This is a genomic window from Lacticaseibacillus rhamnosus, assembly GCF_900636965.1.
Classification (GTDB): Bacteria; Bacillota; Bacilli; order Lactobacillales; family Lactobacillaceae; genus Lacticaseibacillus; species Lacticaseibacillus rhamnosus.
The window spans coordinates 2,711,908-2,728,242 of sequence record NZ_LR134331.1 but is presented as its reverse complement, the minus strand read 5'-3'; the positions used below and the strand labels follow the sequence as shown (position 1 = coordinate 2,728,242).

Genomic DNA, 16,335 nt, shown 5'->3' with positions numbered 1-16,335 from the left:
AAAAATGCTGTAAAGGTTTAGTTGTTTTGCCAAGCGTACTGACGAGCCGAACTATAATGTTTAAAAAGCGCCATGTTATACTTTTTCTATGAGCTAACAAAGTCGATAAGGCAGCGTAACGCCAACAATTAAGTGAGGTTTTTAAACTTGAAACAGACTAGTGAAAGCAGACGGCGTCAACGACCACCTAAGAGAAAGTGGATGGCGCCGTTAGCAGTTTTGATCCTGGGGTTGGTCATTATCGGCGGCTATTTTTATATTGCCCAACAACAAACAAAGCGTGGACTGACTGAATCGCAACAAAGCGCGATCAAAAAGGTGACCTCAAAGCAGCATGCAAGTAAAAGCAGTGCGGTCAAGCCAAGTGATATGGGGGAAAGTCGGGGGCGCAGTTCTCAGTCAACAGCTGGTAGTCAAGATTATGTTGTTGATGTTGCCAAGCTTTTGCGGGAACGTTCAGGGGCGGTTTTTACACGACAAGGCGTGAATGCGCCGACTCGGATTGAGTTGCAAGCGGACCCGCAGACAGCAAATTATCGCCTGACCATTCAGTATCAACATGCGGATGCCGTCACGATGAAAGCGACCATCCGCAATGTTGCAACTAAAACAATCAAGGTCTTCAGTGCTGACGCTGCAGGCCAAACGCGGACCGTCAAATGCAACACCGAGATTAAAGTGGGATCGTTCACCGATGAAGGGAGCCATTCGCAAACCGCAGCGAACATGATTGGAGATAAGTTTTATCTGTTTTACAACGCACACGGCACCGTCTCATTGGTGACACCGAACTATGCGGGTAATGTGGAGACAAAGGCCGACGCGGCGATTATGAATGAGTATGTTCAGGCATCGGCTGCGGAGTGATGTTTTAATACGTTGGGAGTCACCATACTTTCAAGCCTCACATAATCAGTCATATTGAAAAAATGTTTTACTAACATCAGAAATCCGGATAAAACATACCATCCAAATTAATAACATATATTGTTATAAGTGTAAGAAATCTCTTAAAAAAACAACCGAATAATTTACCGACACAACTTCCTTTGGTACTTTGACCTAAGGAGCGCCAGGACTGAATACTAGAGATAATTCGCAGTCAAGTTGCTTATTTTCAAACTTGTTAAATAGCAATGAACAGTTTCTTTCAACTTGATCAAGGTGCTTTTTGAAAACAGAAAGGAAATGCTCGGGGTGAGAAGATTAACGATTGAAACAGAGGAGACACTTTATAAAGTTGGCTTTGTGAGTGCATTGGCGGTGGTTATTGCGCTTACGCTTTGGTGGACGGTGTACAGAGATGGTGGTGTCGCCTATTATGCAAAAGTACATGAACCACGCAGCCAATTTTCGGTGACAGTTCCGGTTAATCTGCGCCAAAAATGTTACGTTTATCGAGCGTTGGCGAAAGATGCTGCTGGGCGCGGGAAGCTACTTGAGTTTAAGACGGATGAGTATGATCCCGGCCCCTTCTCTGACGGACAAATACTGCGCCTGACTTATAATACGCGCTATGGTGTGACTCATTATGAGCGAGTTTCGATCAATGAGGTTCCGCTTAAAGCCAGAGATTAATAAAACAAGGAAGACTGAACACAATAAAGCACCAGGAAACTCAGCGTTGGAGTTCCTGGTGCTTTATTATTTTGTGCTTGAATTCAAACCACAGCTAGGGCCAAGGGAAAAGATCAATTACTTACCCGGTACATAGTCTTTATCAATAATCAAAACCGGTTTAATGGTCTTGCCAGAGCGGGAGTCAGCATTGGCTTCGTTGATCTGGTCGAATTGATAGAATTTTTCGGTTTTATCAAAGTCGAACATACCTTGCTTATAGAACTCAATTAGGCGCGGTACGTCAATTTGTGGGATGGAATCGCCCATGTTGACGCCGACGATCTTCTTGTCATTGACGCAGAGGTCGTTCCAGGTATCAACGTCAATATGATGTGGCGTAACCGCGATCGTTGCGGTGGTACCACCCTGAGCCAGCATCTGGATCGTATCTTCCATCACTGCCTTGACGCCGGTTGTGTCGACAGCCCAGTCAACCCCGAGGCCACCAGTCAATTTTTTAACTGCGGCAACCGGGTCTTCGGTTTTGCTATTAACGACATCGGTTGCGCCGAGTTCTTTGGCTAATTCGAGTCGGGAATCCACAATGTCAATCGCAATCACTTTGGTGCATCCGGAGATCTTGCCCGCCATCATTGCGGCTAATCCAACGGCGCCAGTACCGGTAACCGCAATCGTATCACCAGGCTTTGGCTTGAGCGTATTCAAAACGGTTCCGGAACCTGTGACATAGCCGCAGCCAAGCGGTCCAAGCTTGCGCAAATCAAGATCTTTGTCAACTTTAACCGCATTACGTTCACGAACGACCGTGGTAGTTGTGAAGGAGCTTTGGTCGAACATGTCTGCGACCGGCTTGCCATTTTCAGTGAAGTGCGCGGAGCCATCTGGCCGGGTACCGGACAAATTGTTATGGGCGTAATTAAGACACTGGGTCGGAATACCCTTCAAGCAGTTCTTGCAGTTGCCACAGGCATAAAAGCTTAAAACAACGTGATCGCCAGGTTTGAACTGGGTGACTTCCGGGCCGACTTTTTCAACAATCCCTGAACCTTCATGGCCTAGTACGATCGGGTAGCCGATAACGGCATCCCCGATACGTAAGGCTTCGTCGGAATGGCAAATACCACTGGCGACCATATGGACTTGAAGGTCGTCAGGACCCATCGGCGCTAGTTCAACATCGTCCCGAATTTTAAAATCAGCACCTTTTTCATCAACAACGGCTGCTTTGATTTTCATTGCAATCTCTCCTTCACTTGCTCATCATTTGATTACACGTTCATTGTTTCACAATAAAGAAAATTATCAAGCGCCGTTTACAAACATCTAAGGATATGTCCCAATGTTTAACTTGACTTTTTAGTTTCACGGTGAAAGCGCTTAATGCTTTTGCGGTGCAACGGCAAAGTGTGAAACAAAAACGAAACAGATTTACAGAATTGTTAACGGTGGGTTGGTGTGATCAGGAGAAATGTAACCCGTAGTGTGCAACCGATCATCTTTAGGCGTATTGCCGAATAGCGCGTGATATTTGTGGTAAAAGAAGCTTTTATTACTGATACCGACTTCAAGACAGATCTCGCTAATGGGCTTCTTGGTGTTCTGAATCAAGCGGCGCGCATTGATGAGTCGTTCTTGCGTCAGTGCTTCGGAAAAGGTCTTGCCAACTTCTTTTGAGAACAGATTACCAAGGTAGTTTTTGTTATAAGCGTATTTATTGGCTAAATCTTCAAGCGACAAGTCCCGATAATGTTCGTGGATATCGTTAAGCAATTTGACCGCAAGCTTTTGCGATGGCGAAGGATCCTTGATGGTTGGTTGATGCCCCCGAATCAGTTCCGCTATCAGAACCGTTAACTCGGACTGAATGATCGTATCCGAAAACGCGCGCGGGCGGAAATATTCTTCAATGATGCGCTCAAGTGTGATTTGAATGTCATGAAAACCATTGCGAAACAGAACATACCGCTGCTTGGTTTTTTGCTTACGTAAATGATTAATCATGAAATCATAAAGCACACTTTGCTGACTTTGAATCTGGTTGAGGAAATCGATAGAAATATTGCGATCGCGAAACAAAATGTTGATCAGCAAATCGTTGTCGCCTAACGCATCAATGGAATGCTCACTTCCAATATCCAGTAGCAGCACGTCGCCTTGTGACAGGTGGACGCGCTGACCGTTAACCGTTTCATCAGCGTGTCCTTGCAACATATAGTTCATCTCAAAGAACTGATGGGTGTGCAAAGGATAAGGGGCATATCGATTATGTTTGCTGACATAAATGGCGTGATTGCGGAAAAAATAATCGTTTAAAACCGGGACGTTAGCCGTTTTTGATTCCCGCAAGTCAATCGCGGTTGGCGGAATGTCATCGCTAAAAACATGATGCTCTTTCTGCTTTTTTTCGACATCAGTCAAACTTTGCAACTGCTTTAAAATTGCTAATTCCATGGCACCCTCCTGTGCTTATGTTCCGATCATAATATTTATCTGACATTGTGACCATAACATGTAAGCGGTTAAATGTGAACTGTAAACGGTGACAAAAAATGAAATGTGCAGGAGGTAACACAATGGCTTCAGAGAAAAGCTCGTTGAAATCCACCATTCGTGTTTCAATCACGAATTTTCTGGATTCAGGCAGTATTGTTGCCGGTGCTAGCGGCTTGACACTGTGGACGCAGCATTTTGGACTCAGCAGTTTTCAAGTCGGCTTATTAGGCGCCTTGTCAGCCAACGCATTTGGCGCAGCGCTTGGTGCTCTCATCGGTGGGCCACTGTCTGATAAGTTTGGTCGTAAGTTGATTTACACCTATGACATGTTGGTTTATATGGTGGGCACGATCCTGGTCATGTTTGCCCTTAACTTCCCAATGTTACTGGCAGGATTTCTCGTAACTGGCTTAGCAGTCGGCGCCGGTGTTCCTGCAAGTTGGACTTATATTTCCGAAACGTCACAAGATGACAATCGAGCAAAGAATATTGGTGTATCACAGTTTGCATGGTCATTGGGACCGGCAGTTATTTTCATTCTCGGGACCGTTCTTGCACCACTTGGTCTGTTTGGTAACCGGATATTGTTCGGATTGCTGACTGTGATTGCCTTCATTGCTTGGCTCTTGCAACGTGGACTTGGTGAATCAAAAGCATGGCAGGATCAAAAGGCGTTTGAAAAGAGCTCCGGTGAAAAGTCGCATCCTTATCGCACCTTGTTCTCGAATAAAACCTCACTTAAATGGCTATGCTTCCTAGTCGGTGTTTACATGTTCTGGAACTTGGTAGCCGGCGCGATGGGCTTCTTCATGCCATATGTTTATGAAACTGCTGGCGGTCTGTCCAATCAGGAAGCCAACTTACTGCAGGCCGTGCTTTGGGTCCTCACCGCCTTGGCAACATATTTTGGATTTGCCAAGTACGGCGACAAAGCGAACCATCGAATTTTCTTCTTCGTTGGCGCCGCAATGGCCGCAGCATCTTGGATCGTATTGACCTACGCCGGCATGGCTCAGTCATGGAGCTTATGGGCGTTCGTAGCATTGTGGGGAATTAGCGCAGGAATCGGTGCCCAAGCATGGTATGCATTATGGGCAACCGAACTCTTCCCGACCCAATTCCGCGCTGGCTCACAAGGCGTGATGTTCTTCCTGGTTCGTGCCAGTGCCGGTGTTTGGTCCATTATTTTCCCGGCAATTCTCAACAGCCTCGGCTTCACCGTTGCCGGAACTTTCATGATCGGACTGCTATTAGTATCACTTGTCATTGGCACGATCTGGACGCCTAAGACGCGTGGCAAGAGTCTTGAAGAAATCACCCGCGAACAATATGGGGACAAGTTCTTAACTGACGATGAAAAGAGCAAAGCCGACCGCGACACAGCAGCAAAAGACACCGGCAGCGAGCGCGTTTCACCGCAGTCAATTAATTAACCAAACGAATGGTGTTAAAGAGAGGTGCAGCATATGAAAGCATACGTAGCAGTTGATATCGGCGCATCAAGCGGGCGGCTCATGCTGGGTGCAATTGTCGATGGTCAACTGAAACTAACTGAAGTTCATCGATTCAAAAACGGCTTCAAAAACGAAGCAGGGCATGATCGGTGGCAAATCGACCATATCATTGATGAAATTTTCGCCGGCTTGGAAAAAGTCAAAAAGATGGGCTATACCGCAGTGGACTTAGGAATTGACACTTGGGCCGTTGACTATGTCCTTGTCGGTAATGATGGCAAGAAAATGCACGATCCTGTTAGCTATCGAGATGCACGCACGAATCAGGCAGTACGGCAACTGACATCTGAGCTTCCAAAATCCTACATTTATGAAAAAACCGGCATCCAATTCCAGGACTTCAACACACTTTATCAGCTTTACACTGAAGAGCGCGATGATCTTGCTAAAGCCGATAAGATTCTGATGATCCCAGACTACATTGGTTATGTCCTGACCGGCAATGCCGTCACCGAGGTAACCAACGCCTCAACCACGCAAATGCTCAATCTGCGGCAGGGACTTTTTGATAAAGATTTACTCAAAGAAGTCAATGTTGCGCAAGATCAGTTCCCGGCATTGGTTGAATCCGGAACGCCGCTTGGCAAGATCAGTCATAAATGGCATGTGAAATACGATATTCCGGAAACCGATGTCATTACCGTCGCCACGCATGACACTGCGAGTGCGGTTGTTGGTACGCCGGGATTCGGCAATCATTGGGCCTTCTTAAGTTCCGGTACCTGGTCGCTGCTAGGGGCGGAACTCAACACTCCGGAAAATGGTCAGGATGCCTTCAAGGAAAATTACACCAATGAATGGGGCGCTTATGGTACCTATCGCTTTTTGAAGAACATCATGGGCTTGTGGATTGTGCAATGTATCAAACGCGAGCTGAACGATCAGTATAGCTTCAAAGAGTTGGCGGAAATGGCTGACAAGGTAGCGCCATTCCGCGTCTTCATTGATATCAATGACAAGCGGTTTGAAAATCCCGCTAACATGATTAAAGAACTACAGGATTATGTGGCTGAAACCGGACAGGCCAAGCTGGAAACGCCAGGTGAACTGACGCGGGCAGTTTATGAAAATTTAGCTCTTTATTATGCCAACGAGATTCACAAGCTCAGCACCATTATTGCCGATCCAATTGATACGCTGAACATCGTAGGCGGAGGTTCGAATGTAACCTTAATGAACCAACTGACAGCTGATCTCGCAAATGTCAAAGTGGTCGCGGGTCCAAGCGAGGCCACAGCAATTGGTAATCTGCTCGTTCAGATGATTACGACCGGCGCTGTTAAAGATGTTGTCGCCGGGCGCAAGCTAATTAAGGCATCGTTTGATTTGAAGACTTATGAACCGGATTCATCCGCTTATCCGGATGTATTCGCTAAATATAAGGCATTTATGAAAACAGTCAAGGTTCAGACAGCTAAGGAGGCGGTTTAGTCGTGAAGCGTATTGGGCAAGTCATGTACGTTTATCCCGATAAATACGAGGAATATGAGAAACGGCATCGCGAACTGTGGCCAGAAATGAAAGCAGCCCTGAAGGAATATGGCGCCACTAATTATTCTATCTATCTCAACAAGGCCAATGGCGAATTGTTTGCCTATCTGGAAGTGCCAGATGTTGCTAAGTACAACGAAATTGCCAATACTGACATTTGCAAGAAGTGGTGGGCGTATATGGAGCCGCTTATGAAGACCAACCCGGATAATAGTCCGGTCGCAGATGATCTCCATGAAGTGTTCCACTTGGATTGAGTCGAAGTTTAAATGCGGTAACCAGTCACAATAGATGATTTTAAATAAAGGAGCGTTTTTCACATGGTTAAACCAGAAGAAGTCGATAAGGCATATGAAGTCGCAAAACAGCGTTACGCAGAAATCGGAGTTGATACCGATGCAGCCATGAAGGAATTGGAAAAAGTACCTTTGTCCGTTCATTGCTGGCAAGGCGATGACATTCATGGGTTCCTATTCCCTAACCAGGAACTAACCGGCGGCATTGGCGTTTCCGGTAATTATCCGGGGATTGCGCGCACACCGGATGAATTAGCCGGAGATATGCACGAAGCTTTAAGCCTGATTCCCGGCAAGCATCGGGTTCAGCTGCACGCCATCTATGCGGTAACGGATAAGAAGCGCGATCTTGATACACTTGAGCCAGAAGACTTTGATTACTGGATCGACTGGGCAAAGCAAGAAGGCGTTGGTCTCGACTTTAACGGCACTTTCTTCTCCCATCCAATGGTAAAGGATAACATGACGGTTTCATCACCCGATCCCAAAGTGCGTGACTTCTGGATCCGCCACGGCAAGATCAGTCGGGAAATTTCCAACTACATTGGCGAAAAGTTAGGCAGTCAGGTTGTTAATAACTTCTGGTTACCGGATGGCTTTAAGGATAACCCAATTGACAAAAAGACCCCACGGCTGCGCTTGCTCAAAGCCTTGGACGAAATCATCAAAGATCCGCTGCCAGAAAAGAACACTATCGAATCCTTCGAAGGCAAACTGTTTGGTACCGGAATCGAATCCTACACCACTGGTTCCCACGAGTTCTATCAAAACTATGCGATCAGTCGAAACAAGTTATGGACAATTGACGCCGGACACTTCCACCCAACTGAAGATGTTTCCGACAAGTTCAGCGCCTTCTTCCCATTTGGCAAAGGGCTGTTCATGCATGTTTCCCGTCCGGTTCGTTGGGACTCTGACCACGTTGTCATCATGGACGATGCGCTGATTCGGATTACCCGGTCACTGGTTCGGGACGGTTATCTTGATCGCACGCACATCGGCCTTGACTTCTTTGACGCCACCATCAATCGGGTCGCAGCTTGGGTCGTAGGTGCCCGGGCCACCCAAAAGAGCTTGCTGCAGGCAATGCTGGCACCGATTGACCAATTGAAGAAAGACGAACTCAATGCCGACTTCACCACCCGCTTAATTGAAACCGAAGAATTGAAGTCATTCCCATTCGGCGCTGTTTGGGACAAGTTCTGCCAGGATCACAACACCCCGGTCGGCTTCGACTGGATGAACAACATTCACCAGTATGAAAAAGACGTTCAATTCAAACGCGATGCCAAGTTGGTCCACTAATTCGTCAATTCTGAAAGGAAAACGCCTAATGGATAACAAGAAACAATTTTTGAATCCCGAATATACCCAGAGCTTTGTCGAGTCACCGTATGTGGCACAAATGCGCAAAGTCACCTGGAACCTTTATCAACATGGCTGGGACGAACGCAATGGCGGTAATGTCAGCTACCGGTTAACGGCTGCTGAAATTGCCCCTTATGGCGATGTGCATGAAGTCAAGCGCAACTTGCCAATTAAGTTCGATGCCAGTGAACTGGCTGGCCAGTATTTTCTGGTCACCGGAACCGGGCGCTACTTCAAAAATGTCAAGGATTTTCCGGCCCGCGACACGGGCTTAGTGCAAATTGCTAAAGACGGCCATAGTGTTGACCTACTATGGGGCTTCAATGATGGCGGACAACCGACCAGCGAATTTCCATCCCATCTGATGACCCACATTCAACGGCTAAAGCAGGATCCAAATCAGCGCGTGGTGATGCACTGCCATCCTACCAATCTGGTTGCCATGTCCTTTACGCTGCCGCTGGAAGAGAAGCTCTTTTCCCGCATTTTGTGGAAGATGCAGGCTGAATCCATTGTGGTCTTCCCCGAAGGCATCGGCGTCTTGCCATATATGACCCCAGGCACCAACGAAATCGGTCAGGCAACCGCCCAAAAAATGGCCGACTTCCGAATCGTCATGTGGCCGCAACACGGAATCTTCGGCGCTGGCGATTCCATTGATGAAACGTATGGCTTAATTGAAACTGTTGAAAAAGCGGCGACAATCTACACCGCTATTCAGGCTCAAGGCGGCCGCATCATCAACGAAATCACGGACGAAAATCTGGAACAACTGGCCAAACGGTTTGACTTAACGCCTAATCTAGCTTTTCTTCATGGCGATTCACTTATCAGTCAGGTAACGCTAAAAGTGTAACGTTATCTGTACATGGTAGGATACCTCCTAAACACACTCTAAAGAGCCCACTGATTGTTGAAGGCAATTGGTGGGCTTTTTGGGTTGTGGATGAAAGTTGGAGGAAAGGTGCTTGTTAAAAGTGGGCGGGTTGAGAAGTCACTCAGGTATCATCCGAGCAAGATGTGTCACTTGATAATGAAGATGATAGGTGCAAAAATTAACTTAGTATTGTTCAACAAGACAATAGCAGGGTTGCACGGTCCATAGCAATGTCGCTAACCGTTTGGAGGGACCTTTTATGAAAAAGAAACCATCAGTACTGGATCAATTACCGGAACTTATCGCAGATCCCGAGACAACCGGACCTGAATTAGAAATTTTGAAACATGCAGAAATTCGACGTCAAAGAGGCAATAATGAAGAAGGAATAGCCTTTGAAATTAGAACAAAGCTTCAACCTTTAGCAATTGGACAAAAATTGTCGCCTAAAGTAGTGGATTTTCTGACTGCAATTTCAGCGCGATACCTAGGGATGGGGAACCGCGGGAACATCATCTTTTAACGATAACAAATAGACGTTAGTAAGCCCAAGTTGGTTTTACTAGCGTCTATTTTGTTTACAGCTATCAGGTATGAATAAGACAGCGAGTTGTTTCAGTCAGCCAAATGATGATGCGCTTTCGGATAAGTGAGTTGAATATGATGATCATCAAACAAATTTCCGTATTCTGGCGCGGGTTGCGTATCAGTTATAATCTCACTGATTTGATCCATATTTGTGATACGAATGTAGTCACTTTGATTGAATTTGGTTGAATCGATGCCAAGAATGACGCATTTTGCAGCATCTATCATGGCTTCTTTAACGGCTGCTTGCTCTGGGTCAGCTACATAGATACCGTCAGCATCGATCGAGCCTATTGAAAGCAGGGCAAAGTCAGGACGAAAACTTTGAATTTCGTTTATCGTCGTTGCGCCCAAAGTTGAAGCAGTTCTTGGGGCCATTTTGCCACCAAGAATAATCGTTTCGACATTGTTTAATGAATTAAATTGCATCCCCATGTTTACGTTATTGGTAATGACGTGCAAGCCGACCTGTTCGTGTAGAAGCTCGGGCAGACTGAAAAAGGTAGAACTACCATCGATAAAGAAAGCTGCTTTGCTGGGAATCTTCGCGGCAATTTGGCGACTAATGACGCGTTTAAGACGTGCGTTTTCGTTACGTCTTTTTTCATACGTAAATTCCAGATTGTTTCCTTGCAGTAACTGCACCGTACCGTAGTGCCGCCGGATGATATTGCTGTTTTCAAGCTCGATAAGGTCACGTCTCAGAGTGGACTTACTGGTGAACATTTGCTTGCTTAGTTGCGCAATACTGATCTCTGGTGTTTCGCGTAGAATCTGAATGATTTCATTCAGACGCTCGAATTTTGCTGGACTTTGTGACATTATAAACGCTCCCTCAATTGAATTTTATTGAACCGATTTGAACAGGATGAGCGGCATTTTGTGAACACTTCTCAACCTTGATGAAACCTTACAAATACTATAGACACGCGCATGAAAGCGCTTTAGCATTGAAAATGAAATAAGTTAAAAGATTCAAAAAGGTTCAAAACTTTTGGTCTAAATATTCGATTGAGGTGAGCTAGTTATGGATTATAGCACAATGATTCACAAACAGCTGATTTTCTTAAATGAAAATCAGCCAGACCGTCAGCATTTATTTCGAGCGGTTGCAGAGAAGCTTCAAGCTGCCGGATATGTAAAGAAAACCTACGAGGCAGCTTTGAATCGCCGCGAAGACGAATTTCCAACCGGCATTGTCTTTCCTGAGATATCCGTCATGTTGCCGCATGCTGATCCTGAGCATGTCATTAAACCGTTTATGGCGATTGTAAAGAACGCTCAGCCGGTTCGGGTGCTGCAGATGGGCTACAACGAGCCGGAAGATGCGACTGCCATGTTTTTCTTGGGTATTACAGATTCGAGTCAGCAGGTAGGCCTCTTACAGATTTTCATGGATTTACTACAAAATCAGGATTTTGTCGCCAAGTTTAAAGCGACAAATGACCGTGATGCGATGTATCAACTTTTTGTCGATACATTTGAAGCACAAACCACAGGGAAATAATTAAAAAGGAGCGTAAAGATCATGGCAAAAATTGTTGTTGCATGTGGATCAGGCGTTGCATCAAGTGAAGCAACTGCCAGCCGAATTAAGGATTTTTTCGAAAGTCACAATGTTAAAGGCGTATCGGTTGATGCTACTGATTTTAAGCAGTTACCGGAAGTTCTGCATAATTACGATGTCTATGTTTGGATTGCAAAACCGAATCAACAATTAGAGGAACTAGCCAAGGAAAATAATATCGCGGTTGTAAATGGTATGCCAATTTTTATGAATATGAATCCGGAAAAGTCATATAAACAAATTATTCAGGCGCTAAAAAACATGCAGGCTGCCGGAAAGTAGTTGGGTAAACGGGGACGCTAGATGTGTCAGCGTGTGGCGGCTCGTGCTCACTTTTTGAGGAGGTAGAAAACTGTGACGATCTTAAAAGATGTCGTTAATTATATTTTGAATCTTGGGGGACCGGTGTTTGTTCCGTTAATCATGCTGATTCTAGGTCTGGTTGCCGGGTTGAAGTTTAAAAAATCGATTGTGGCAGCGTTGACTTTAGGGGTTGCCTTTTCGGGGATGACCTTGGTTGTTAACTACATGATGGATGCAATTTCACCGGCTGCCAAAGCTATGTCAAAGTTGTTCCACCTAAGTTTAAACGCGATTGATGCCGGCTGGACCGGTGTTGCGGCCATCACATGGTCATATAAATCGGCATTTCTGTTTTTCCCGTTATTATTAGCGATTAACTTTGTGATGTTGACGTTTAATTGGACGAAAACATTAAACGTGGATATGTGGAACGTTTGGAACAAGATTTTCACTTATGTCGTGGTGCTTTACTTCACGCATAATGCTTTCTTTGGATTCTTGGTTGCAGGGATTCAGATTGTGTTTGAGCTCAAGGCAGGTGATATGTGGCATCGACATATTGAGGATCTGACAGGTATGCCTGGGGTAACAGTGCCGCATTTTATTACTTTGTTTGCGGTGATTCTTCAACCGTTAAATAAGTTACTTGATTTCATCCCGATTATGAATAAACCGTTTGACGCGGATGCCTTACAAAAACGTATCGGTGTTTGGGGTGACAACACGGTGATGGGTGCGTTGATCGGGGTACTGTTAGGATTTGGCGCTGGTTATTCCGTCTCCGGTTCATTGAATCTGGCAATCAAAGCCGCGACTGCCATGACGTTGTTCCCGATGATTTCTAAACTGTTTATGACGGCACTGTCACCGATTGCCGATGCGATGAGTGGCTTTATGCAGAAACACTTCAAGGGTCGTGAAGTTTATATCGGACTTGATTGGCCAATACTTGCTGGCCGGAACGAATTATGGGTGACTGTTATTATCTTGGTTCCAATCATGCTCGTCTTCGCAATGATTTTGCCGCATAATACGGTTTTGCCTTTTGCCGGCATTATTAACCTATCGTTTGTGAATGCTGCGCTGTTGCTGACAGGGGCAAACTTATTGCGAATGATCACCTTGGGCATTATCACAACACCGATTTTCCTCTATGGTGCGACTTATTTTGCGCCGGTCATTACGAACCTGGCGAAGTCAACCGGAACCGTCAAAGTTCAAGCAGGACAACAGCTTTCGTGGTCAACTTTTGAGGGACCCGATTTCCGACTCTTCTTTGCTCAAGCATTTAATGGCAAGTGGTGGGCGATTGCTTTAGCAGTTTTATGGACGTTGGGGTTCATTTGGCTATACCGTGATCAGAATAAGATCAAATTACCAAGCCAACGTTACGGCACCTTGACGACGCCTGCTGTAGCAACGACAAGTTCAACGTCAACAGCAGATAGCGCTGATGCAGATGTCGATTTAGATAATCTTAGCGGGTTGGACTTCAGCGATGCAAAGGCTTCAAATGAAAGCAAACAGTCAGCTGCTAAAAATGATGACGATTTAGACGATCTTGACGGGTTGGATTTTAGTCAGACAAGTCATAAGAAGAAGGGTGATCAAGGTGAGTAAGACCTTAGCATCTTTTCTGGTTTTCATTGATACCATCGGCGTTTCAATTGCGTTGCTTGGCGGCAGTGTTGGGCTTTGCCTCCTGATGGGCCTCGTTACCATCGTATTGTATAGCAAAGTTAATCCCGTTTTGTTCGGTGATTATGACCGCAAGCGACGCGAACGAATTAACCAACGTCGTAAAGAGTTGTTGGCTCAACGTGTAAAAAATGGAGGATTTTCAAAATGACTGAACAGTATGTATTTGAAAATGAGCGTAAGGATTTGGCAGAAGTAGCGCGCGAAATGTTTGTGCGAAAGAATACGAATGTCGCTGGTGGCAATATCAGCGTTCGTATTACCGCGGATAAAGATATTGATTATGGCAGCATTCATATTAAGGCCGGCAAAGATTATCTTATTATGACACCTACCATGATGTCAGAAGCTTGGTATGCGAAGTTACAACCGACCCAAATTCTGGTGGTTGATCTTGAGACTGGCAAACAGATTGATGGGGTTGGCCGTTTGACCCGGGAAATCAATATGCATGAAGAGGCTTATCGCGCCAATGATAAGATCCGTTGCGTTTACCATTCACATGCCGAAGAATCAATGTTTTGGGCAACTGCTGGCCTTGATATGCCAAATGTTACCGAGGTCACTGAAGAAGTCGGACCGATTCGCGTATTACCCTATGCACCGGCTTGCTCAAAAGAACTTGCCGACACTGTCTATAATGGGCTCAAAGCGGTGGGCGATGCTGCAAAGGAACACATTTTCTTGTTAAATAGCCACGGCGTTTTGATTACGTCGGAAGATTTGCATCATGCAACCGAGATTCTTGAGACGGTTGAGTGGAATGCAAAAATTGCCTATCAGCAAACGGTCTTCATGAAGCTGGGGCTGCTCGATAGTTATCAGTCTTGCGGTAAAGCGAGTGATGGGATGTTGAAAGAACAGGTACAAGCCTGAAGCTAACAACTTGTTGGCATACCATGCGCTTACGATAACTGCTTGCGCTAAGGGATTGCAAAAGAACTGAGCAGAACTTAAAAATCAAAGTTTCGGTATGTAAGCGTTTTGTCAAAAAACTCTTGTTATGTGGTAATCCCCATCATTTATGCCAACCTAAAATGCCCACAAACATTGTGCTTGTGGGCATTTTTCGTTGCGTTCTTTTTGTGAAAGCGTTAAATTTTTTGCTTATTTACCTGTGGTTTCACCACGACGTCGCCGCAACCCAAAGAAAATCGCGACATCACCAACGAGGGTTAATAGCAGGAGGAAACCAAACGCATGTTGCGAACCGATGGCAGTGTTGTGAGCAGAGGTTGAACCGGCTTGAGCCAGCGCCATGATGAGTGAGACGACCGCAGTGCCAAGTGCACCGGCGAATTGTTGTAGGGTGTTGAAGATGGCATTGCCGTCAGTGGTTTGTTCTTGGTGTAACTGAGCTTGTCCGCTTGTCATAATGTTGCCCATTGAAAAACCGGTACCTAGCATGATGAAGGCATAGCCGATCAAGACGATGACCGGGGCTGCGGTTAAGGCTTCAAGGAGTAGCCAGACAATTCCGATGAGCTGTAAGCATAGTCCGATAAAGATAGGGCGTCCAGGACCTAATTTATCGTATAGTTTACCACTCATGGGTGCCATGCATGCGCCCAGTGCCGCCCCAGGTAATAGAAGTAGGCCGGCGGTTAGGGAGCTTGTGTGGTTAACGAGTTGCAAGTAGTTGGGTAAGACAAAGGCAAACCCGACATTGACGATTTGAATGATGAGGAAGGTCGTCATGTGCAGATCAAACGGAAGATTTTTGAATAACCGTAAATTAATTAGTGGTTCTTTAACATGTAGTGAGCGCATGGTGTAGGCGCCGAGGCTTAAAATTGCAATGACGGCAAAGATCAAGGCGCGTCCGGGTTGGTGCTCGATGCTATTAAGACCAAGAATCGCGGTCGCAAAGAAAATCGCAATGAATAACCAAGCTAAAAAGTCGAGGTGAAGATGGACCGTTTCAGAGACTTGCTGGATGGAAAATAGCCCCATAATCAAAGCGGCAATCATGACGAATAGCAGGAAAATAAAGATCAGATGCCAGTTAATGTCAACCAGCACGCCACCATAAGTCGGGCCTAAAGCCGGCGCAATGGCGGTGACCAACGTCCCGATGCCCATGAGAAAACCAATTTTTTCTAACGGCGCCTGTTCCAAAATGATGTTAAACATTAAGGGGAGTGCAATCCCCGTCCCGCAGCCTTGGATTAGCCGTCCCACGAGCAAGATTGCAAAACTGTTTGCAACGCTGCACAGTGCTAACCCAAGGATGAAGAAGGCACTGGCGGTAAGAAAAAGCTGTTTAGTCGTGAAGCGTCGTTTTAAGAACCCGGAAATCGGGACGATGATTGCAACGATCAACAAATAGCCGGTTGTCAGCCATTGAATGGTTCCCGTATCGACATTAAACTGCCGCATTAAGGTCGGAAAAGTGACATTCATGGCAGTTTCAATGAGTACCCCGCAAAACGCCATCAGACCAGTGGCGAGAATCGAAAGGTATAATTTAGGTGTTACTTTTCTTGTCATAAAGACCTCCATCGTGTATAGTTCTATATCGAACTATAGCTACTATAGCGGTCTTATTTTCTGAAATCA

Annotated in this window: 17 protein-coding genes; 13 read left to right on the top strand and 4 right to left on the bottom strand. The window is 45.7% G+C overall.

The genetic code is table 11. From position 1 onward, the window contains the following. The first annotated feature begins 201 nt into the window (after positions 1-201). Both EL173_RS13790 and EL173_RS13785 read left to right on the top strand, forming a co-directional pair. On the top strand, positions 202-867 hold the full coding sequence (locus tag EL173_RS13790; RefSeq protein ID WP_005686587.1) for a hypothetical protein: 666 nt from the start codon (positions 202-204) through the stop codon (positions 865-867). A gap of 321 nt (positions 868-1,188) precedes the next feature. Further along, complete coding sequence (locus tag EL173_RS13785; RefSeq protein WP_024305731.1) at positions 1,189-1,578, top strand: YxeA family protein; 390 nt, start codon at positions 1,189-1,191, stop codon at positions 1,576-1,578. Positions 1,579-1,695: 117 nt separating this feature from the next. On the opposite strand, the gene EL173_RS13780 is transcribed toward EL173_RS13785, so the two are convergent. Further along, on the bottom strand, positions 1,696-2,817 hold the full coding sequence (locus tag EL173_RS13780) for an NAD(P)-dependent alcohol dehydrogenase (protein WP_005686583.1): 1,122 nt from the start codon (positions 2,815-2,817) through the stop codon (positions 1,696-1,698). A gap of 192 nt (positions 2,818-3,009) precedes the next feature. Continuing rightward, positions 3,010-4,032 (bottom strand): AraC family transcriptional regulator, encoded by a 1,023-nt coding sequence (locus EL173_RS13775; protein WP_005686581.1) that lies wholly within the window; start codon positions 4,030-4,032, stop codon positions 3,010-3,012. A 122-nt stretch (positions 4,033-4,154) separates the two neighbouring features. Between EL173_RS13775 and EL173_RS13770 the strand changes: the two genes are divergently transcribed. From EL173_RS13770 to EL173_RS13740, 6 genes are all read left to right on the top strand, one after another. Further along, positions 4,155-5,507: an MFS transporter gene (locus EL173_RS13770; RefSeq protein WP_005686579.1), complete on the top strand. Its 1,353-nt coding sequence runs from the start codon at positions 4,155-4,157 to the stop codon at positions 5,505-5,507. Between the two features lie 33 nt (positions 5,508-5,540). Then, positions 5,541-7,019 carry a rhamnulokinase gene (gene rhaB / locus EL173_RS13765; RefSeq protein ID WP_005690864.1) on the top strand — a complete coding sequence of 493 codons (1,479 nt, stop codon included), beginning with the start codon at positions 5,541-5,543 and terminating at the stop codon, positions 7,017-7,019. A gap of 2 nt (positions 7,020-7,021) precedes the next feature. Further along, a complete protein-coding gene (gene rhaM, locus EL173_RS13760; RefSeq protein WP_005714163.1) occupies positions 7,022-7,336 on the top strand; it encodes an L-rhamnose mutarotase in 315 nt (104 codons plus the stop codon). A gap of 63 nt (positions 7,337-7,399) precedes the next feature. Then, the gene (locus EL173_RS13755) at positions 7,400-8,680 is read left to right on the top strand and encodes an L-rhamnose isomerase (protein WP_019728362.1); all 1,281 of its coding nucleotides are present in this window, start codon (positions 7,400-7,402) and stop codon (positions 8,678-8,680) included. A gap of 28 nt (positions 8,681-8,708) precedes the next feature. Then, complete coding sequence (gene rhaD / locus EL173_RS13750; RefSeq protein ID WP_005690869.1) at positions 8,709-9,599, top strand: rhamnulose-1-phosphate aldolase; 891 nt, start codon at positions 8,709-8,711, stop codon at positions 9,597-9,599. A gap of 280 nt (positions 9,600-9,879) precedes the next feature. Further along, positions 9,880-10,143: a bacteriocin immunity family protein gene (locus tag EL173_RS13740; protein WP_005690873.1), complete on the top strand. Its 264-nt coding sequence runs from the start codon at positions 9,880-9,882 to the stop codon at positions 10,141-10,143. 92 nt (positions 10,144-10,235) lie between these two features. Here the strand turns inward: EL173_RS13740 and EL173_RS13735 are convergent, their stop codons facing one another. Further along, positions 10,236-11,030: a DeoR/GlpR family DNA-binding transcription regulator gene (locus tag EL173_RS13735; RefSeq protein ID WP_005690875.1), complete on the bottom strand. Its 795-nt coding sequence runs from the start codon at positions 11,028-11,030 to the stop codon at positions 10,236-10,238. A gap of 205 nt (positions 11,031-11,235) precedes the next feature. Between EL173_RS13735 and EL173_RS13730 the strand changes: the two genes are divergently transcribed. From EL173_RS13730 to EL173_RS13710, 5 genes are all read left to right on the top strand, one after another. Further along, positions 11,236-11,715: a PTS sugar transporter subunit IIA gene (locus tag EL173_RS13730; RefSeq protein WP_005712286.1), complete on the top strand. Its 480-nt coding sequence runs from the start codon at positions 11,236-11,238 to the stop codon at positions 11,713-11,715. Positions 11,716-11,736: 21 nt separating this feature from the next. After that, positions 11,737-12,057 (top strand): PTS sugar transporter subunit IIB, encoded by a 321-nt coding sequence (locus EL173_RS13725; protein ID WP_005690878.1) that lies wholly within the window; start codon positions 11,737-11,739, stop codon positions 12,055-12,057. A gap of 72 nt (positions 12,058-12,129) precedes the next feature. Continuing rightward, positions 12,130-13,698, top strand: coding sequence for a PTS galactitol transporter subunit IIC (locus EL173_RS13720; protein WP_005690880.1), 1,569 nt, complete (start codon positions 12,130-12,132; stop codon positions 13,696-13,698). Continuing rightward, the gene (locus EL173_RS13715) at positions 13,691-13,927 is read left to right on the top strand and encodes a hypothetical protein (protein WP_005714162.1); all 237 of its coding nucleotides are present in this window, start codon (positions 13,691-13,693) and stop codon (positions 13,925-13,927) included. The genes EL173_RS13720 and EL173_RS13715 overlap by 8 nt, the downstream gene beginning before the upstream one ends. Next, complete coding sequence (locus tag EL173_RS13710; RefSeq protein ID WP_005690883.1) at positions 13,924-14,652, top strand: class II aldolase/adducin family protein; 729 nt, start codon at positions 13,924-13,926, stop codon at positions 14,650-14,652. The genes EL173_RS13715 and EL173_RS13710 overlap by 4 nt, the downstream gene beginning before the upstream one ends. A 231-nt stretch (positions 14,653-14,883) precedes the next feature. On the opposite strand, the gene EL173_RS13705 is transcribed toward EL173_RS13710, so the two are convergent. After that, a complete protein-coding gene (locus tag EL173_RS13705; RefSeq protein WP_014571670.1) occupies positions 14,884-16,266 on the bottom strand; it encodes a DHA2 family efflux MFS transporter permease subunit in 1,383 nt (460 codons plus the stop codon). Between the last annotated feature and the right edge of the window lie 69 nt (positions 16,267-16,335).